The organism is Shewanella algidipiscicola, assembly GCF_900380485.1.
Taxonomy (GTDB): Bacteria; Pseudomonadota; Gammaproteobacteria; order Enterobacterales; family Shewanellaceae; genus Shewanella; species Shewanella algidipiscicola.
Genome location: NZ_OXJV01000016.1, coordinates 91,963 through 111,194 on the forward strand (window position 1 = coordinate 91,963; position 19,232 = coordinate 111,194).

Here is a 19,232-nt window from a genome sequence, read left to right on the forward strand (position 1 = left end):
TGTCCCCTAGTGCTGATGGCCGCTGCTAAGGCGCATTAAACTGCCTTTTAGGCTAGCTTCTGAATCCAGCAAGAACTGCCCCGAGATCACCACGTTTTCCCCTTCGCTTAAGCCGCTGAGGATCTCCGCTTTACCTTGAGACATCATGCCCACAGTGACCTGACGGGCCACAAAACTGTTGTCGCTCTGCTTAACTATCACCCGGTTTTCATGCCCAGTTTGGATTAAAGCTTCTTGTGGGATCACTAAGGCATTACGATTAGGGCCGCCAAAAATGGCGATATTGGCCAGCGTATTGGGGCGCAGCGCCACATCGCCACTATTGAGTACGACTCTGACCCGTAAACTGCGGGTCACGGGATCAAGTTCGGGGTAGATATAATCGATCACGCCCTCGATATCTTGTAGTCCCATCGCAGGCACAGACACTTCGGCATGTTGTCCTAACGCAATCCAGTTCTGCTCATTTTCAAACACATCGGCAATCACCCACACCTTAGATAAGTTAGCTAATGACATCACCTCGGTGGTGGGCTGAATATACATGCCGTCTCTGACCGACAGCTGTTTAACTATGCCATCGGTTTGCGCATAAAATGGCACCCGATATTGGGTCTGTTCCGTCTTGGCTAAACGCTCAATTTGGCCGCGAGTCATACCTAACAGCTCAAGCCTCAATCCGGCGCGGCGCACTAAATCTTGATAGTTTTTACTGTTGCCCGAGCTGCGTAAACTGCCCAGCGCCAACAGGTAATCATCTTGGGCGTTAATTAAGTCGGGCGAATAGATCTCATACAGCAACTGCCCTTTAGTGACCTTATCGCCGACAGATTTAATCGCGAGCTTTTCTATCCAGCCGTTGACTCGCGCATGAATATGGCTAATTTCGCTCTCATCATAGCCTATCTGACCGACGGTTCTGACAAACTTCCACATAGTGTCTCTTGTGGCTGGCGCCACTTTTAACGCTAAGGCTTGCTGCATACCACCGGATACCTGGATCTCGATTTCAGACTGGGCACCGCCCACTTCGACTTTTTCAAGGTTCATGCCGCAGATAGGACACGTGCTCGGCACATCACTGATGATATGCGCGTGCATAGGGCATACATACTTGATCGAAGGCTCACCGGTTAAGGGGGCTGGTTTGGCTCGCGCTAAGGGATCGGCGCTCTCGCCGCTGGCGACTTGATGTGCCGTATGCTCGCTATCGACCGCCTCCTCTTCCTCTTCTTCAACCAGAAACATATTGCACTGCGGGCAACGACTGCCGGCCTCATGGCTGGTCTCTTCTGGATGCATGGGGCACACATAGGTTTTTTGGTCGGCGCTGACGACCTTATCTGTTAGTGCCGACTCATGTTCTTGCTCCACCAGAAACATATTGCACTGCGGGCAACGACTGCCGGCTTCGTGGCTGGTCTCTTCTGGATGCATGGGACACACATAGGTTTTTTGCTCACCAAGATGTTGATGCTGGGTTTGTGTTGCACTATCACTGCCACTTGACTGTACTTGGGCCGCACTCAATTGCGGCGTCACCATCAGTAATGCACTGACAAAATACGCCAATGGTTTACACTTATCACTCATATTGAAATAACTCATAATGCCTCAATCCCACTCAGTAATTAGTGATGTTTATGCGTTGCTGCGCCGTGAGCCGTGTTAACAGGCGTGAGGTTCATACCGCATTTTGGGCAGGTATCACCTTTCTCACCAACAACTTCAGAATGCATTGGACAGTCGTATTTTGCACTCAAAGCTGCCTCTTTAACTGGCGTGAGGTGCATACCGCATTTTGGGCAGGTGTCACCTTTCTCGCCAACAACTTCAGGATGCATAGGACAGTCGTATTTTGCAGACGCTTTAGCCTCACCTTGATGTTTCGGACAGTTATCACACTTGCCTGCATCATGATGACCATGGTGCCCTTGTGCGTTTGAGTGATGTTTACCATGTGGGTATTTCTTATGTTCAGCGGTACCTTTAACTGGCGTGAGGTTCATACCGCATTTTGGGCAAGTATCACCTTTCTCACCAATGACTTCGGGATGCATAGGGCAATCATAATGTTGCTGGGCTTGCTCACCATGAGCGTGCTGATGGGCAGATGCCATCGGCGCCGAGATAACAAAAAGAAAAGCAGTTAGCACTAAACTGATAAGGGTTTGCATTGATTGACTCCATCGTAATGGTGGCCGCATTGCTAGGCCTCGAGCCCTGATATAGCCAAATATGGCTAAAGCAATTGGCGGCTAAATATAAAATAATCACCGTTAGCATCCCGTAACTGCATAACACTATGGCAGAAAAGTGCACCACACTAACAATTCAACTTATTGTGGTGTGAGATCACCTAACCTAGCGCCATGCGCATAGCAGGAGTTAACGACTAAAAATATATAAAAAGCTAAAGCTAAAAATTAGACCTGACATTGCAGGTAACATTAAGTGTCGGTAATAGCCGACGATGCTACGCAATCGGAGGTTTAATTTCTGACCCTAACGAGATGGAGTGGAAATGAGGCATTTGAGTAGCCAGGATAGATTCTGAGCCGCGAAAGTCTGGCCAAGACGTAACGCTAAATAGGGTACCTGTCATCGAAATCACTAAGCAGTGAGTACAATCTCCCTTGCAATATCCATTGCCTTCACAGCAATGCTGAGCCGCGGGAAGCACATTTTGCTCGGCATCGCAGCAGTGAGCTTGGCGCTCTGCTTCGGATGGATGACATGCATCACTATTGCTCATCTGCATCATCATGGATGAATCATGGGCATGCGCATTGGGCACCATAGAAAACCCATTAGATAGCATTACCTGTCCCAGCATAGCGAACAGAGTAAAGATAACTAATGTATGGCGGCGAAATACGTTACGCATGAACTTTCCTAACAATGAGATGACGGTAGTTTATCACGAAATTTTTAAACAACCTTGATTGAATTCACAATTTCTAGACAAACAACCCAGATATCTAACGGTAACACCCTGCCTTTTTGTATGCCTTTCAGCACCATAGGTTTATCGACGTCGACACTGGGTTATTGCTATTGCACTTGGTGCAATAGCTGTACTGCAGTAGACCAGCAGAGCCGCCAATAGGTTCCGTCTGCGCCACAAAAATATCCCACCACATCGACAGACTCAATTTATTGCACACCATCCGCCACAAATTTCACTTTAATACAAAGATGTTATCAACCTTGCTACATTCTTCAGTTTGCAGTAACTTTAGCTAATACGCATATATATTAATCAAATTACGATATTCTCATTAATGTAAATTAGAGTTAGAGCTAGCTCTCATTTTACAGTTATAAACCCAGATCCGCCGTCTGCTTCTGGTTATACTCAGTGTCAGAGATGAAGTAAATATTAGATAAAACAACTATATTTGGAGATACAGCGATGAACTGGCGTGCACTATTCAAACCAAGCGCGAAATACTCAATACTAGCCCTAATTGTGGTCGGTGTTGTCATCGGTGTTGTGGGTTATTTCGCGACACAACAAACATTACATGCAACCAGTACAGATGAATTCTGTATGTCTTGCCATAGCAATCATTCACTCAAGGATGAAGTATTGGCCTCTGCCCATGGCGGCGGTAGCGCAGGTGTCACGGTGCAGTGTCAAGACTGTCACTTACCTCACGGCCCGGTCGACTACCTAATTAAAAAGATCATCGTGTCTAAAGACCTCTATGGTTTCTTGACTATCGATGGCTTTAACACGCAAGAGTGGTTAGATGAAAACCGTAAAGAACAAGCAGACCTTGCACTTAAGTATTTCCGCGCTAACGATAGTGCGAACTGTCGCCACTGTCATACTCGTATTTACGAAAACCAGCCTGAAACCATGAAGAAGATGGCTAAGAGAATGCACGACATGAACTTCAAGAAAGACGCTGACAAGCGTAAGACTTGTGTTGATTGTCACAAGGGCGTTGCTCACCCTTATCCAAAAGGATAATCATCGAGTATTTGGCACTAGCCTAAATCGATAAACGTAAAAAAGCCTCAGTAATGAGGCTTTTTTGTTATTTAATGCCAACCCTTCTCTATGGATCGATCGTTATGCCAAGGGTAAATGTGGCAGACTCACATATGTCCCCTCAAACCGGGCACAACACTTGTCATCACAATAAAGCGCAACCTGTAAGGTCACTTTGACCTTACGCCCCTTGGCTAAACCACTTAAATCAGCATCTGGCCAGCGCACCTTGGCGACAGGCTTTGCACCAACAGGGGCAAGATAACGAATATCCGCCTTGGCCAATACAATGTCCCCCTCAACCTGACACAGGCCCTGATTTAGCCAAACCGCCCCCCAACCAGTCAACGTCATCAAGGTATAGATGCTGCCGGCAAACATAGTGTGATGTAGGTTGATGTTCGGAGCTAACGGGGCCGATACACTCAAGGTGTCATCATGGTATGACTCAGGCGTTATCTGCATAAATTCACTCACCGGAATGGTGTTATGCCAGATCTCACCCAATTGTATTAATCGCTCTGTCATCCTAAGGGGCATAGGCTACACCTGCAGATTAAAGGTCACTGGGCCGTCATTGATCAAGCTGACCTGCATATCGGCAGCAAATTCACCCGTTTCGACCGCCATGCCTTGAGTTCGACAATAATCCACAAAAGCGTGATACAACCCCTTGGCTTGCTCAGGCGTCCCCGCCCCTGAAAAACTGGGGCGCAAACCACGACCAGTATCGGCAGCTAAAGTAAACTGCGATACCACCAGCAGACTCCCATCCACTTGCTGCACATTGAGGTTCATCTTACCATTATCATCGGCAAATACGCGGTAGTTCATCACCTTAGTGGCCAGTTTTTCCATCTTAGCGATATCGTCTTCGCGCTCTACGCCAAGAAAAATTAATAGGCCTTGCTCGATAGCGCCAATGGTCTGCCCTGCCACCTCGACTTTAGCCTGTTTTACTCGTTGAATTAAGGCTATCACAACCCTTACTCTCCTTATCTACGTCTGTATTACGACACTGCGGGCGACACTTAACTATGGCTTAGCCCAGCACCTCAACACGAGTTGTCGATATTTTTATTGATGTTTAATGTAACGGCTCATTTGCCCAACCGCATCGCTGACCGCCTGACGCATCCTGGTATCGATAAGAGTATGATGGCCGCTATTGACTAGGCGAGAGCGTAATAAAGGCGGGCCAAATTGGCTTAAAAAGTCATCCACTAACCGTTGTGGACACACCCAATCTAGCTCTCCTTGCAAAATCACTGTGGGGCATTGTAATAAGGCGCCAACTTGTTGCATCAATGGGTAAGCACCAAAATAGTCATGGCGAGCATAATGTAACTCGATACGGGCCAACACTCGGCCTTGTTCAACATTATCGATACTCATACCTGGGGCGGCGAGTGCCAGTTCCCAGGCCAACCAACGTTGAATCGCCTCATCCCTAATCTCGCTATCTTGGTCATTAAAGTCTTGTTCAAATTGCTGCAGCAATTGGTCGGTATCATCGACACGGCGAACAAACTGGCGATATTGGCTCGAAAAGATCTGCGCAACACCACGGCGACCATACAGCCAGTCGATGCCAGCCGCCGATGGAATAAACAGGCTCCATAACACCTGAGCCAAGACTCGCTGCGGATAGATGCAACTGTATAAGTACCCTAAGGTTGCCCCAAATGAACCGCCCAGCAGACACCAACGCGCTACTCCGGCCCATTGCCTGACCTTTTCTATGTCGGTTAACAAATTAACAAGATCGTTATCTTCCAAGCAACCATAAGGCTTAGAGCGCCCTGCAGCACGTTGATCTAACATATAGATACGTAAACCTTTCACCCTAAACAGAGCCAGCTCATCAAGGCTGCATCCCGCCCCAGGGCCACCATGCAAATAAAGCACAGGGATGCCATCGGCATCGCCATATTGGGCTAAGAACAATTGATGACCATCACCGACATCCAACCAATCTTGGCGGATCAGTCCAAAGGCATCGAACAAGCTCATGATTTAGCGGCGTTATCTTTAGACTTACTGCTAGCATGACTATCGTCATGGTTGACGGCATCGGCAGCTGGCTCATCACTATCATCGAGTGATAACAGGCGTTTATCTAGATATTCAGGCATAGCGGCAGTGATCTCGGCGCCAATCAACACTATGATCCACGACAGATAAACCCATACAAATAAAATGGGTATAGTGGCTAACGCGCCATAAATGGCTTCATAGGCCGGAAATTCAGTGAGGTACAATGCAAAGCCTTTTTTACCCAGTTCAAACAGCAACGCGGCAGCAATCGCGCCTAATAAGGCGTGAAAAAACTTCACCTTAGTATTGGGTACCACCATATAGATGAGTAAAAAGGTCGCGACAGAAAACAGCATGGGTAAACGCTCAACCAACCAAGGCACCACATCACCAAACTCGGTATCATTAAACAGTTGCAGCGATACTACATAAGAGGTAGCGACTAAACTCGCCCCCATCAATACAGGGCCTAAGGTCAGCACCATCCAATACATAGACAAGGAGACCGCAAATGGGCGCTGCTCTGTGGTGCGCCAAATGCCATTAATTGATTTATCGATATTAGAGATCAGTAAAATTGCCACCACCACCAAGGCACCGATCCCCACCACAGTACCTTTGGATGCATTTGCCACAAATTCATTAATGTAGGTTTGTACGCTGTCGCCTGCCGAAGGGATAAAATTATTGTAAATAAAGGCCTCGATATGCACTCTAATGCCTTTGAATACGGGAAAGGCTGACAGCATCGACATGGTTACCGCCACCATGGGCACCAAAGACAGTAGGGTCACATAAGCCAAATGCCCGGCGCGCATGTTGATCTGATCTTCCGCCACACGCTGCTTTAGATGTATCATAAATGCCCAGATACCCAGCATAATGGAACGAAATAGGCTTACATCGATTCTATTTATCACGGTATTCTCTTGATTCAAGTCGTGTTAACTGCGTAAGCTAGATTACAAGTTTAAAGACACTAGATACAAGTGTAAGGAATAAATTCATGTCTCAACAAGGTTCTGCAGGCAATGTGATTGCCGCTATCGCAAGTTTCTTTTTCCCTGGGTTGGGGCAATTAGTGCAAGGGCGCATCTTGGCGGCCTTACTCTTTTGCGTCATCACCATTGTTGGTTATGCTTTATGGTGGTTGATTGTTCCGGCAATTATAGGCGGTATCGCCCACCTGTGGAGCATTATCGATGCGGCCAAATTTAGGGCCTATTAAACTCACACAAGGATACTTTCAGGATGAAAAACAGACTATCTGTGGCCATCATCACCTCGGTGTTGTTACTCAGTGGCTGCCAGAGTGCCTACTACGGCGCTATGGAAAAAGTGGGTTACCATAAACGCGACATCATGGTCGACCGAGTGAGCGATGCCAAAGAGTCGCAGCAAGAGGCGCAAGAACAATTTAGCTCGGCTCTGGAAGAGATGCAGACACTGCTTAACCATGACGGCGGCGATCTACAAAGCGCCTACAACAAGGCCAAGGAGGAGTACGAAGCCTCACAAGAGGCCGCCGACGAGGTCAGCAGTCGTATCAATAAAGTAGAAGATGTCGCCGAAGCGCTATTTGATGAGTGGCAAACGGAGATTGGCGAGATAAGTAAAGCCAGCCTTCGACGCAATAGCGAGGCTAAGCTGCGTGAAACTCAACGCTCTTACACCCAGCTGATGCGCACTATGCGCCGTGCCGAGGGCAAAATGGCACCTATTTTAACGGCAATGAAAGACAATATGCTGTATCTCAAGCATAACCTTAATGCCCAAGCCATAGGCGCCATAAAGGGCGAGTTTGCCAGCCTGCAAACCGATATTGCTAGCCTGATTAACGAAATGAATAAATCGATAGCCGAGTCGACCCAGTTTATCGAATCGCTCGAAGGCGCAAAATAGCCACCCCTTCGCAAAAAGCCCTCATCTTTGAGGGCTTTTTTGTGCCTTGCATTTTAAGATACGCAGAGTAGCCGTTGAACATGAGTTAATGCTGCTGTAACAGTAAAACCCAACCAATCGAAGTATTACACTTTACTAACAAGGCGATACAGATCATCAAACCAGACATATAAGGGCTTAATTTCGCGATTCACACCACACTATCGATAGCGAAGCAGAACTAAGATCAAGCTCTCTCCTCTTATAGATACAAGCCATTACTTGGTATTTCCACGATGACCATAATCGAATCTGTAACCTTAATGTTAGCCTTGGTGTATAGCATCAGCTTGCTCTATTGGAGCGGCAAAAAATGGGGGGCACTGCTAACGGGAGGCCTACTCATTGGCGCCTTGGCAATCACCCTTTACTGGCCGTTATTATTAGCGCTATTCATCGCCGTTATAGGGCTGGCTATCACCAACCGCTATCACCCTGAGCTGATAAAAGGCACTGTGAGAGCCAACACCTTAAGAGAGGTATGCCAACACCTGCTGGCACTGTCGATGTTGCTGGTGGGGTTACAGTTTGCCGCTAATGCAGCCCTACTAAAAATGGGCATAACGCCTTGGTTAATGCGCCCCGATGTGGGTGATGGCTTTTTACCTATCGCGGGGGGGATCGAACTAAAGGCCATTATAAGTTTGGGCATTTGGGATCAAAACCACCCTGCTGCAGCTGTGATGCTAACCGTAGTACTACTGACAGGGCTATTGTGTAAACGGGCCTTTTGTGGCTGGGCTTGCCCACTGGGCTTGGCGGGTGAATATCTGTATAAACTCAGAAAACGCGTCATCAAACGTGAATTTATGCCACCAGCATGGCTAGACTGGCCACTACGGATGCTTAAATACCTTCTATTAGCCGGTTTTTTTTACATCATCTTCAGCATGCCAAGTGCATCGATACCGCAATACCTAAACAGTCACTACCATAAAATTGCCGACCTAAAAATGGCGCTGTTTTTTATCACCCCAGGCGTAGTCACCCTAATCTGCTTCGGGATGATTTTGGCGCTCGCCGCTTGGCGCCGACAAGGTTTTTGTCGCTATATTTGTCCCTATGGTGCACTTCTTGGACTACTGAGCTTTTTAAGCCCATTTAAAATACGCCGTAACACTCAGCACTGCCTTATCGAATCTAAAGGGATGCACTGCGACAAATGCACTCGCGCCTGCCCAGCGGCCATCAGTGTGCACACCCAAAAACATATCCGCTCAGACGAATGCCAAGCCTGCATGCGCTGTGTCAGCGCCTGCCCTAAGAAAGAGGCGCTGCACTTAAGTACCCGAAAAGGCTTTACCCTATCCGCCCGGGGTTTGACCATCATGTTATTCATGCTGCTATTTATGTTGCCACTGATCGCCTATGTGAGCGGTTTTTGGGTCAGTCAAACCCCAACTGAAATGCGGATGTACCTGATCCAACACCTTAACGCCATTGGTCATTAACCCCAAGGCGGGCCGAGTAGACACTCAATATCGCCTAAAAAAATCAGCCTCAAAGTGCAGGCTCGGAGGCTGATTTTATGAGAGTAAGACGTTATAACACCGTTTATGCCAAACATGTGTAGCGCCCCACTTCGCCACGGTTCGATGATCACCTTAATGTGATGCTGGTTTGTCATCAATTGTGCAAAAGCAGCCTGAACGCCATCTATACCCACCTTGCCAGTGAGCAAGGAATACGGCCAGCCGCCAGTGCATTTAAACGCTCATTACATTACTGTCTTTGTTAGGCTCTTCGCACCGATTTGTCGATTACAGCTACACACTGACTATAAATCCGAAAGCATCGATTAAGGCTTTAAGATTAACTCAGTTTGAATTGCGCAACTAACTGGCTGAGCGTGCCATGTGCGGCCGTTAACTCCGTGGTTTCAGCCACGGCGGCATCGCCACTGGCGGTTAACGCGGTAACCATTTCACTCATCGAAGCAATATTACGCGTGATTTCAGCCGCTACAGAGCTCTGCTCCTCTGCAGCTGTCGCTATTTGGGCATTAAGATCAGATATATGCCTTACCGAATTGCCAATAATGTCGAGATCATCGGCAACTAAATCGGTGGCCTGCGTGGTTTTTTGGCAGGTGTCCTTGGTGACTTGCATAGCCGAAATCGCATTGTCGGCTCCGAGGCGCAATTTTGCCAGCGTGGTTTCAATTTCGGCGGTACTCGCCTGTGTTCTGGCGGCTAGCGCCCTCACCTCGTCGGCGACCACGGCAAACCCTCTGCCCTGCTCTCCCGCTCGCGCCGCTTCAATGGCAGCATTTAACGCCAACAAATTAGTTTGGTCGGCAATATCCCCTATGACCTTAAGAACATGGGTAATATTTAAGGTATCCTTATCAATAGCGGCGATGTCGGTTGCGGTGTTATCGACCTCTAACATCAGCTGGGCAACCGTCGCCTTAGCCTCAGAGACACACTCTCTGGCGTTGGCCGTTTGTGTATTGGTATGTTGAGTAAACTGGGCGGTATCAGAGGCGTTTTGTGCAACATCATGTGCCGTTGCATTCATCTCCTCAATAGCGGTAACCACTTGATCCGTTTCTTGAATATGTGCGGCTAGTATTTTTGCATTCGAATCAGTCTGTGCCTTTAACGACTGTGCACTGTGAGAGATATGTGTTGCTGCGCTTTTTATCTCTAATAGCATCTCTTGCAGCTTAGCGATAAAGCGGTTAATGCCGGCAGAGATCTGCCCAAGATCGTCATCACTATTGACGGTTAAACGGCGGGTTAGATCGCCATTACCTATCGCCAGATCCTCCACCATCTCTTTAAGCGCCAAGATAGGACGATAGAGAATTTTTAATATGGCAAGGGAAGCCAAAATGGCCATGACTAATACCAACAGCGATAGCATAATGGCATCATGCAGTGCGTCTTCCACCTCCGCATACGCAACCGATTTATCCACCCCAATAAACAGATACCATCGCTTGCCATTAAGCAACTCAATCGCTTTAGAAAACGCTAACTTTTCGATACCATTAAATCGATATGCTTGCTGTGTGGTCTGATTGGACAACATCTGCTGCTCAACCTGACCTAGCCCCATTGCCGAAAAATGCTGACCGATTGGATATTCTGTCGCACTCGATGCCATGATTTTACCTGTGCCATCGGTGATAACAGCCACTGCACCAGGAAAGGCGATATTGGCAACGCTTGAATGTAACCTTGAGAGTTCGATACTGCCAAAAATAGCACCGTCACCTAAATCACTGACAATCGAAACGCCCTGCTCACCGGTAAATTTATCAAGATAAACATCGGTAATGTCTAACCCATCGGCACTACGCCCCTGCTTGTACCAAGGGCGTTGACGCGGATCATAATCTGCGGGACTAATCCCATCGGTCCAGCCATGATCGCTATTAGAAGAGTACGCAATGCCAGATTCAAATCCTAAGCAGATATTGGTCAGATGGCTGCCGCTTTGTGCTAACTGAGCAACCGCAGCAAAATCTTGATGAAGCAAGCCGCTTTTATAATTATTGACCACAGAGGTAACCGCTAATACTTGGCTATCAAACCAGGTGCCGAGTTTACTCGACTCGGCATCCACTAAAGCGATACTTTTCTGATTAACACTATTAATAGTGAGATCTCTAATATGGGTATATGACAGCCAATTAGACACCAACAGGCTAAGCGCCAGTAATATGACTGATGAAGAGATTAATGCTTTTTTAAAATTCAACAACTGTGCACTTCCTATTAGCTAAAAACAGTAAAAACGTTAACAATAACCAAGTCGGCACAGTGCTTCTTCTGACTGCGCGCCAGCTAATTAACTCAACATGGTCAGTACAATGAACGCAGTAGCAGATACGGCAGCGGCCAGAGCCTATAGCAGTAAAATGGTTCGCAGCATTGCCTAAAATGTCATTTAAATCATTAAGTAAGCCGTTCGAATATGTCGCGACCAGCGAGTTTACGCCGTATAAAAGTGACATCTGGCGGTGATAATTACAGGGTGTGACGAGATAAAACAATCAGCTCAGAGTCAATGCGCCGCTAAGTCATTCATGATTGAGGATGAAAAATGCCGACCAGCTGGCTGGTCGGCATGGTATTGCTGCACTAACGCTTATTGCGCGGCAGCTTCTTGACCTGCGATACGTCCAAATACGGTAATATCGGTAATGGCGTTACCACCAAGACGGTTCGAACCGTGCGTCAGACCTGTCACTTCACCGGCGGCAAATAGTCCTGCAATCGGCTTACCTTGGGTGTCTAACACTCGGGTATGGGTATCTGTCATCAAACCACCCATAGTGTGGTGTACAGAAGGCTTGGCGACTAGCATGTAGAAAGGTGGCTTCATAATCGTTTTCAGGCCACCACGATGATTAAACTCTTTATCATCACCTGCTTTAGCAAACTGATTCACACGGTCAACTTGTGCCATAAGTGCTTTTTTATCGACGCCGAATTTGTCGGCTAACTCTTCGATTGAGTCAGCTTTAAACATCATGCCTTTACGGTTAAGCTCAGCGAATTCATCTTTATGTACGCTAACCACATCGGCAACTTCTTCGATCTCTGCGCCCCACAGTACATAAGCCTGCTGATTAGTTTGCGCTAGGATCGCACGGCTGATAACGTCACGACGCTCTAACTCTTCAACAAAACGATGGCCTTCTTTATTCACCACGATGGCGCCAAAGAAGCGAGAGTCGGCAATTAAAGAGATCACCCCAGTATCGATATGACAGATAGGATAAGTCTGAATCGACTCCATATTATGGGTTTTAGCATTTAACTTTTCGGCCATAACAATGCCATCGCCCATGATCCCACGCGCATTGGTGGTGCCATAACGACTATCTAGCTCAGGCACATATTTGGTACGCATCGCCACATTAGCACCAAAACCGCCAGTTGCAATGACCACACCACGCTTGGCGTTGTAGGTTATCTTCTGGCCATTTTTCTCTGCTTCAACACCAATCACGCGTCCGCTTTGATCTTTAATCAAAGCTGTTGCAGTCGTGCGGGTATGAATAGGGATCTGCAGCTCATCAGTTTTAGCCATAAACTTGCTGATCCACTCTGCTCCCGTATGGTTACGTGGGATCAAAGCACGCTTAACGCTATGGCCACCAAATTGGAATAACTGATCTTTGTAAAAATCGACCTTAATATAGTCCCTTAGCCACTCTGCGGCAGGCAGTGCCTGTTCGGCCAGGAGCTGTACCATCTCAGGATCACCCAGGTAGTCGCCTCCCTTAAGGGTATCTTTTACAAACAGATCGATACTGTCTTCGATGCCCATCTTCTTTTGAACCCAGTTGCCCGGCACATTCATCTGGCCACCGGTGATCAAGCTGTTACCACCAACAGTCGGCATCTTTTCGATAATCACAACGTTAGCGCCGGCATTTTTAGCCGTGATCGCGGCGCTGAAACCTGCGCCACCGGAACCGATGACAACCACATCGAAATTTTGCTCGCTGGCAATCAGATCTTTCGACTTATCACTGCTCTTAGCCATACCGGCTACCAAGGTCACACCCGCTGCGGCAAGAGAGCTCTCAACTGCCTCTTTAAATGCACCACTGGTAATGGTCGCGCCACTGATACCATCGACTTCGGTACTGTTATTGGCAATCATGGCATCTTTCATTTCGGTAAATACCGAGGCGGCTAAGACTTTGTTTTCATTTTGCTTAATGACACTAATATCCACCAACTGACCACCTTTAGTAGCAGTTTGGATCTGGATCTCTCCGTGCTTACCAAAAGCAGCGCCTTCACTCTTCACTATAGGTTGACTCTCTTGTGTAGAGCATCCCATGGCCAGAGCTACAATTGCACTGGCGATAATCGTTCTTTTAATCATTGTTTATTCCTTTTTAAGCCAAACCAATACTAGAAAGTAAAACCAAGGGCAACGCCATATTCGATACCGTCATTTGGCACTGAGCCCCAGCTGTCGAAATGAGTAAGGTGCAACTTGGTGTAGAAAGAATCAGTAACGCTGGTTTTAAGCGTTGTGATGATCTGATGGCCATAACTGTCATAACCCAGTGTGCTCATATGCTCGTCATCACGGTCGATTTGGCCTTCATAATTGACAGACAACGAATGTTTTAGTCCCGCAAAAGCAAAAGGGTAACGTGCGTTTATCACGGCTGCGTAACCACTTATGCCATCGAAACTGGCCCCAGTTGGATCAAAGTGCGCCGCAGAATAGTTCACCCCTAAGCCCGCGTTAATGAACAAATCGCCATACTTACGATTAGTCGTGACCCCCAAATAGAAGTTGTCTTCCATTACAGTACGATTGCTGACTAAGAAGTTTTGGACCCAAAAGTTGTACTGACTTTCAGCAATCTGCTTATCAAGCACCAGTAATGACTTCACTGTCAGCTTACCGTCTTTGCCCTGTTGAGCATCTTCGATTTCGCCTGGGTTTTCTAACTTCACATAGGCCAGTAAGGTGCCCCAATCCGCCTTGTTGAAATGAGTTAACTTCACAAAAGGCTGATCGTATGCACCACCATTATCGGATTTAGTATCAGAGGTGTACGCCTTATAGCCCAAATCGACTGATGTAGCCGACATGGCTGGCGCCACGACAAGCGCAGCTAAGGCTGTGACAAGTTGCTTTTTCATTTAAACATCCCTTAATTTTAAAATTCTTCGATATGATAAATAAATAAGCAAAATTCTTTGTGAGCTAGCTCGTGTAATAATTTTATACAGCAGAAAGTGTGTGGATTAGAGAAGTAAAAAGACTAATTAAAAATAGCCCGAATTCAGATAATAAGTGCACCACTCATGGTTAAACGGTGAGGAGAGATCAACTGCCTGTTGGTGATACTCTGTAGTCGCCAAACAAACATGAGTAGTTACCATGAATTACAAGCAGTTGATCGAGGGACAACGATACCAGATTGAGGCCTATTTACGCGAGGGTTTCAGTTATCGGGAGATAGGAAAACGTCTGAAAGTAAGTCACAGCACAATCAGCCGGGAAGTAAATCGCAATCGAATTCGGGATAACCATTACTTGCCGGAAGTCGCTCAGGTGAAGGCATTAAAACGCCGTAGTCAGTCCGCGAAGTCTAGAGTATCTGAACTGACCATCACCTTTGTTGAGTTCGGTCTCAATGAGAAGTGGAGTCCAGAACAAATAGCCGGTGTCGGTAAAATCATCGGATATAACGTCAGTCATGAGTGGATTTATGGCTATGTCCAGCGTGATAAATTATGCGGCGGCAAGTTGTACAAACAGCTACGCCAGAGTCACCGAAGATACCGTAAAGGTAATCGCGCGAAGCGTGTGATTATCCCGAATCGCGTTGGCATAGAGCATCGTCCCGCTATCGTGAACAAGAAAAAGCGGTTCGGAGACTGGGAAGCTGACACGGTTCTGGGCAAGCAAGGTACGGGCGCGATTGTCAGCCTAGTTGAGCGGAAAAGTAAGCTGTACCTGATACGCAAAGTGCCAGCGAAAAGCGCAGCCGATGTGGCCCGGGCAATGGTTGGCATGCTGTGGAAATATCGAGGTTGTGTCCGAACTATCACAGCGGACAACGGCAGCGAGTTCTGTGACCACGAACAGGTCGCAGAAAAGCTTAAAACGGATGTCTACTTCGCTAACCCTTATTCGTCCTGGGAACGCGGACTGAATGAAAACTTCAACGGTTTGCTGCGGCAATACATACGGAAAGGCACCGATTTGCGGACGGTAACAGATAGGCAAATTAGTGAGATTGAACGGACATTAAATGCCAGACCGAGAAAGTACCTCGGCTTCAGGCAACCTGTTGCGGTATTCAATGAATTACGCAAGGCAGCCTAATTTAGCGAGTGGTGCACTTCGGAGTTGAATTCGCGAGTGACAAATTATCTGGAAATTGGTATTCTAAAAACTCGAATTTTAGGAAAAATAGTCAAAAACTACTGTTTTTCTGGAAAAGGCTGAGAAGCCTTATCACACATACCTTTCCAGATTTATTCCAGAGTCGACCTGTCGCGGTAAAGAATTGGCATCGATTAAGGCAAACATAAAAACATCACCTTAATGATCCACCAGTAGTGGGCTTTGACGGTGACAACGAATCGATCGAGTGACAACGCCTTCGATATTAAAAATATCGTGGTCGTGAATGCTAATAGGTTGATATTGTTGGTTACATGACAGCAATAAACGTCGCTGGGTGTCGATAATTTTACAGACAAACTCACCATTGAAGTTGGCCACTATGACATCGCCACTGCGGGCGCATTCATGGCGGTCAACAATAATCACATCACCATCAAAAATGCCGACGCCTTGCATTGAATCCCCCTGTGCCAACCCGATGAAAGTCGCGTTGGGATGTACTATCAGTAGTTCATCTAAACTTAAGCCTAATTGGCAATACTCAGCCGCAGGGCTTTCGAATCCAGTAATGCCAGCACTGGCTGGAAAAGGAATAACACGCATAGATAAGACCCAATAAGTACACTGTATATAAACACAGTTATTTTAGCAGCCAGCTACAAAGGCGCAAGTTTATTTATCAGCGGGTTAGGTTTGACAACAAGTAATGTCATTCAGCAGGCCAATAAGTTATGTGTGTGTGGCGTGAAGATGACACGATTTTTATCTGGATCATTCACTTAAGTATCACCTACTGGCGTATTTTCCTCTAAAGGATCCACTATAAATCATAGGGAATAGATTATTTTTAGTATGAAAAACAATCAAACGAACCGGTTTGTTAATAATATGGCCTTAATTGAGTAAATGACTGCTGTCATTTGTGTAACCGCTGTTTACACTGAAGTTAATATTTTCATATGAGATAGTTAGCGTATGCCAATCTCCCCTCTTACCAGTGCCGAACTTTACCTACCATCCCTGCTAAGCAGTTTAGATGCCAAAGTAAAATCGACTAAAAGCCTTAACCCGTTAGATAAAATCGTTGGCCAAGAGCGGGCCCAAAGTGCCGTTGAGTTTGCCATGTCGATGCAGGACAAAGGCTACAATATTTACGCCATCGGCCGTAATGGTTTGGGTAAGCGAACGATGGTGATGCGCTATTTAGACCGTTATGATCCTGGTCTGCATCATCCGCTTTATGACTGGTGTTATGTGGTTAATTTTACTGACGCTCGCACCCCCAAGGTGCTGCAACTGCCTCAGGGTAAAGGCGCCCAATTTAAAAAAGATATTGAAGAGTTGATGAAACGACTCGTCAAAGCCCTGCCCTTGGCATTCGATAACGAGATTTACTATACCCGGGCAGACAAATTAAAAGCACAACTTGCCAGTAAACAAGAAGCGGCATTAAATAAGATCACTAAAGAGGCCGCGGCTAAACACATTAGCTTAAGCATTACCGCTCAGGGCAGCTATGAATTGCTCGCCATGAATGGTGATGAACCCCACTCTGAAGCCACATTTGCAGCATTAAGTCATAAACAGCAACAGACGCTTGAAAATAACATCAGTGAAATAGAATCAAAGCTGCGTGAAGTGGTGCGTAAATTTACTGCTTGGGAAGAGCGTTATAGCGATCAACAACAAAAGCATGACGAACAGGTGGCTCAAGATGTCTTAGTGCATTTAATGGATCCATTAAAGCTAAGCTATGCAGACTATCCCGTGATTAAGGCCCACTTGCATGATATGCATAAAGATATTATCGAAAATCTGGATATTTTCTTAGAGCAAAATGAAGAACAAGTTGCACTTGCTTATGCGTCGATGCAGAAAAAAATGCCCCGCCGATATCAAGTGAATGTACTGGTTAATCAAGCCGATAAAACCATGCCTATCGTGGTGGAAGAGAGCCCTAATTATCACAATATTTTTGGTTACATCGAGAATGCGACCTTTAAAGGCACTATTTTTTCTGATTTCTCTTTGATCCGCCCAGGCAGCCTACACCGTGCCAACGGTGGAGTGTTGATGATCGATGCCATCAAGGTATTAGAGCAGCCTTATGTGTGGGATGGATTAAAGCGGGCACTGCGATCACGCCAGTTAAGCTTAAGCTCACTCGAACGAGAGGTAACCTTATCGGGCACCATTTCGCTTGATCCCGAGCCAATGCCGCTCAATGTTAAGATTATTCTCTTTGGCGATTATCAAACCTACCAGCTATTACAACATTACGATCCTGAGTTTAAAGAGCTATTTAGAGTGACCGCCGACTTTGAGGACGAGATGCCACGCACCGCACAATCTGAGGCGCTTTACGCCCAATTTATCTCCAGTATTGTCCGTGGTAATAAGATGCTGCATTGCGATCGAGGGGCCATAAAACGGATCATCGAGTTTAGTGCGCGTCAGGCCGACTCAAAGCATAAATTATCCCTACACTCAGCCGACATTGCTAACCTATTACGTGAAGCTAATTACGTAGCAAAATCCAGCAACGCCAATATGATAAGAGTCAGTCATGTAGAGCAAGCCCTCTATAATCATGAGCTTAGAGTGTGCCGCTTAAAAGATAATGTGATGCAAAGTTTTGTCGATGGCACCACTCTTATCGACACGGCCAACAAGGTTGTCGGTCAGATAAATGCGTTATCGGTTATTGCCACCTCGGATCATCAATTTGGGGTACCTAATCGTATAACGGCCACCACTGCCTACGGTGAAGGTGCAGTATTTGATATTGAACGCAAGGTAGATCTTGGTGGCAGTATTCACTCAAAAGGGGTGATGATCTTAACCGCTTACTTGGCAACCTTGTTTGGTCAAACCGATAAAATCCCTCTGTCGACTCACCTCACCTTCGAGCAAAATTACGGTGGCGTCGATGGTGACAGCGCATCGATGGCCGAGTTATGTGCTATTTTATCGGCGTTTTCGGGCCTGCCATTAAGGCAAGATATTGCGATCACAGGCTCGATGAATCAATTTGGCCATGCTCAGCCTATCGGTGGCGTTAATGAAAAAATCGAAGGTTTTTTCGATGTTTGTACCATAAAAGGACGCAGCGATAGCCAAGGGGTGATTATTCCACAGGCCAACGTGCAAAATTTAATGCTGCGCGCCGACATAGTGACAGCGGCTAACGAAGGACGTTTCTCTATCTGGGCGATTAATCATGTTTCAGAAGCCATTGAATTACTCACAGGCATAGCTTGCGGCGAGCGGGACTTTGAGTTTGAAGACTATCCGCCGCAGACAGTGTTAGGTATAGCGGATAAACGCCTGCAAAAATTACGGCAGCATGCGAAGCAACAAGCCAAAAAAGCCGACTAAGCCATAGGCCTTAACACGCGCCACAAAAAAA

17 protein-coding genes are annotated in these 19,232 nt (G+C 46.7%); 6 read left to right on the forward strand and 11 right to left on the reverse strand.

Translation table 11 applies throughout. From position 1 onward, the window contains the following. Positions 1 to 6 precede the first annotated feature (6 nt). The 3 genes from DN599_RS10715 to DN599_RS10725 form a co-directional block, all read right to left on the reverse strand. Positions 7 to 1,608: an efflux RND transporter periplasmic adaptor subunit gene (locus tag DN599_RS10715; protein ID WP_110457621.1), complete on the reverse strand. Its 1,602-nt coding sequence runs from the start codon at positions 1,606 to 1,608 to the stop codon at positions 7 to 9. A 23-nt stretch (positions 1,609 to 1,631) separates the two neighbouring features. Next, a complete protein-coding gene (locus DN599_RS10720; RefSeq protein WP_110457622.1) occupies positions 1,632 to 2,177 on the reverse strand; it encodes a heavy metal-binding domain-containing protein in 546 nt (181 codons plus the stop codon). Positions 2,178 to 2,476: 299 nt separating this feature from the next. After that, entirely contained in the window at positions 2,477 to 2,887 is a 411-nt protein-coding gene (locus DN599_RS10725) for a hypothetical protein (protein ID WP_110457623.1), read from the reverse strand. Between the two features lie 528 nt (positions 2,888 to 3,415). Here DN599_RS10725 and DN599_RS10730 point away from each other — a divergent pair. Beyond that, positions 3,416 to 3,979: a NapC/NirT family cytochrome c gene (locus DN599_RS10730; protein WP_110457624.1), complete on the forward strand. Its 564-nt coding sequence runs from the start codon at positions 3,416 to 3,418 to the stop codon at positions 3,977 to 3,979. Positions 3,980 to 4,081: 102 nt separating this feature from the next. Here DN599_RS10730 and DN599_RS10735 read toward each other — a convergent pair whose 3' ends face one another. The 4 genes from DN599_RS10735 to DN599_RS10750 all read right to left on the reverse strand — a co-directional run bounded on the left by DN599_RS10735 (position 4,082) and on the right by DN599_RS10750 (position 6,957). After that, positions 4,082 to 4,528 (reverse strand): thioesterase domain-containing protein, encoded by a 447-nt coding sequence (locus DN599_RS10735; RefSeq protein WP_110457625.1) that lies wholly within the window; start codon positions 4,526 to 4,528, stop codon positions 4,082 to 4,084. 15 nt (positions 4,529 to 4,543) lie between these two features. After that, positions 4,544 to 4,981, reverse strand: coding sequence for a D-aminoacyl-tRNA deacylase (dtd, locus tag DN599_RS10740; protein WP_110457626.1), 438 nt, complete (start codon positions 4,979 to 4,981; stop codon positions 4,544 to 4,546). 96 nt (positions 4,982 to 5,077) lie between these two features. After that, positions 5,078 to 6,013: an alpha/beta fold hydrolase gene (locus DN599_RS10745; RefSeq protein ID WP_110457627.1), complete on the reverse strand. Its 936-nt coding sequence runs from the start codon at positions 6,011 to 6,013 to the stop codon at positions 5,078 to 5,080. Beyond that, a complete protein-coding gene (locus tag DN599_RS10750; protein WP_239473289.1) occupies positions 6,010 to 6,957 on the reverse strand; it encodes a virulence factor BrkB family protein in 948 nt (315 codons plus the stop codon). The genes DN599_RS10745 and DN599_RS10750 overlap by 4 nt, the downstream gene beginning before the upstream one ends. A gap of 86 nt (positions 6,958 to 7,043) precedes the next feature. On the opposite strand from DN599_RS10750, the gene DN599_RS10755 reads away from it, so the two are divergent. From DN599_RS10755 to DN599_RS10765, 3 genes are all read left to right on the forward strand, one after another. Further along, positions 7,044 to 7,265 carry a hypothetical protein gene (locus DN599_RS10755; RefSeq protein WP_110457629.1) on the forward strand — a complete coding sequence of 74 codons (222 nt, stop codon included), beginning with the start codon at positions 7,044 to 7,046 and terminating at the stop codon, positions 7,263 to 7,265. 23 nt (positions 7,266 to 7,288) lie between these two features. Next, positions 7,289 to 7,939: a DUF2959 domain-containing protein gene (locus DN599_RS10760; RefSeq protein ID WP_110457630.1), complete on the forward strand. Its 651-nt coding sequence runs from the start codon at positions 7,289 to 7,291 to the stop codon at positions 7,937 to 7,939. 275 nt (positions 7,940 to 8,214) lie between these two features. Beyond that, positions 8,215 to 9,429: a 4Fe-4S binding protein gene (locus DN599_RS10765; RefSeq protein ID WP_110457631.1), complete on the forward strand. Its 1,215-nt coding sequence runs from the start codon at positions 8,215 to 8,217 to the stop codon at positions 9,427 to 9,429. 361 nt (positions 9,430 to 9,790) lie between these two features. Here DN599_RS10765 and DN599_RS10775 read toward each other — a convergent pair whose 3' ends face one another. The 3 genes from DN599_RS10775 to DN599_RS10785 all read right to left on the reverse strand — a co-directional run bounded on the left by DN599_RS10775 (position 9,791) and on the right by DN599_RS10785 (position 14,607). Beyond that, positions 9,791 to 11,689, reverse strand: coding sequence for a methyl-accepting chemotaxis protein (locus tag DN599_RS10775; protein WP_338054435.1), 1,899 nt, complete (start codon positions 11,687 to 11,689; stop codon positions 9,791 to 9,793). Between the two features lie 387 nt (positions 11,690 to 12,076). Continuing rightward, positions 12,077 to 13,831 (reverse strand): flavocytochrome c, encoded by a 1,755-nt coding sequence (locus tag DN599_RS10780; protein ID WP_110457632.1) that lies wholly within the window; start codon positions 13,829 to 13,831, stop codon positions 12,077 to 12,079. A 29-nt stretch (positions 13,832 to 13,860) separates the two neighbouring features. After that, on the reverse strand, positions 13,861 to 14,607 hold the full coding sequence (locus DN599_RS10785) for an outer membrane protein OmpK (protein ID WP_110457633.1): 747 nt from the start codon (positions 14,605 to 14,607) through the stop codon (positions 13,861 to 13,863). 241 nt (positions 14,608 to 14,848) lie between these two features. Between DN599_RS10785 and DN599_RS10790 the strand changes: the two genes are divergently transcribed. Further along, entirely contained in the window at positions 14,849 to 15,799 is a 951-nt protein-coding gene (locus DN599_RS10790) for an IS30 family transposase (protein WP_110457634.1), read from the forward strand. A 219-nt stretch (positions 15,800 to 16,018) separates the two neighbouring features. Here the strand turns inward: DN599_RS10790 and DN599_RS10795 are convergent, their stop codons facing one another. Beyond that, on the reverse strand, positions 16,019 to 16,426 hold the full coding sequence (locus tag DN599_RS10795) for a LexA family protein (RefSeq protein WP_110457635.1): 408 nt from the start codon (positions 16,424 to 16,426) through the stop codon (positions 16,019 to 16,021). A gap of 372 nt (positions 16,427 to 16,798) precedes the next feature. Between DN599_RS10795 and DN599_RS10800 the strand changes: the two genes are divergently transcribed. After that, a complete protein-coding gene (locus tag DN599_RS10800) occupies positions 16,799 to 19,201 on the forward strand; it encodes a Lon protease family protein (protein WP_110457636.1) in 2,403 nt (800 codons plus the stop codon). Positions 19,202 to 19,232 lie beyond the last annotated feature (31 nt).

Bases quoted from the DNA above. Each gene is read 5' to 3' on its own strand.
- DN599_RS10745 (WP_110457627.1), bottom strand. From the start codon at position 6,013: ATGAGCTTGTTCGATGCCTTTGGACTGATCCGCCAAGATTGGTTGGAT.
- DN599_RS10785 (WP_110457633.1), bottom strand. From the start codon at position 14,607: ATGAAAAAGCAACTTGTCACAGCCTTAGCTGCGCTTGTCGTGGCGCCA.
- DN599_RS10735 (WP_110457625.1), bottom strand. From the start codon at position 4,528: ATGACAGAGCGATTAATACAATTGGGTGAGATCTGGCATAACACCATT.
- DN599_RS10765 (WP_110457631.1), top strand. From the start codon at position 8,215: ATGACCATAATCGAATCTGTAACCTTAATGTTAGCCTTGGTGTATAGC.
- DN599_RS10715 (WP_110457621.1), bottom strand. From the start codon at position 1,608: ATGAGTTATTTCAATATGAGTGATAAGTGTAAACCATTGGCGTATTTT.
- DN599_RS10780 (WP_110457632.1), bottom strand. From the start codon at position 13,831: ATGATTAAAAGAACGATTATCGCCAGTGCAATTGTAGCTCTGGCCATG.
- DN599_RS10790 (WP_110457634.1), top strand. From the start codon at position 14,849: ATGAATTACAAGCAGTTGATCGAGGGACAACGATACCAGATTGAGGCC.
- DN599_RS10720 (WP_110457622.1), bottom strand. From the start codon at position 2,177: ATGCAAACCCTTATCAGTTTAGTGCTAACTGCTTTTCTTTTTGTTATC.
- DN599_RS10760 (WP_110457630.1), top strand. From the start codon at position 7,289: ATGAAAAACAGACTATCTGTGGCCATCATCACCTCGGTGTTGTTACTC.
- DN599_RS10755 (WP_110457629.1), top strand. From the start codon at position 7,044: ATGTCTCAACAAGGTTCTGCAGGCAATGTGATTGCCGCTATCGCAAGT.
- DN599_RS10725 (WP_110457623.1), bottom strand. From the start codon at position 2,887: ATGCGTAACGTATTTCGCCGCCATACATTAGTTATCTTTACTCTGTTC.
- DN599_RS10800 (WP_110457636.1), top strand. From the start codon at position 16,799: ATGCCAATCTCCCCTCTTACCAGTGCCGAACTTTACCTACCATCCCTG.
- DN599_RS10795 (WP_110457635.1), bottom strand. From the start codon at position 16,426: ATGCGTGTTATTCCTTTTCCAGCCAGTGCTGGCATTACTGGATTCGAA.
- DN599_RS10730 (WP_110457624.1), top strand. From the start codon at position 3,416: ATGAACTGGCGTGCACTATTCAAACCAAGCGCGAAATACTCAATACTA.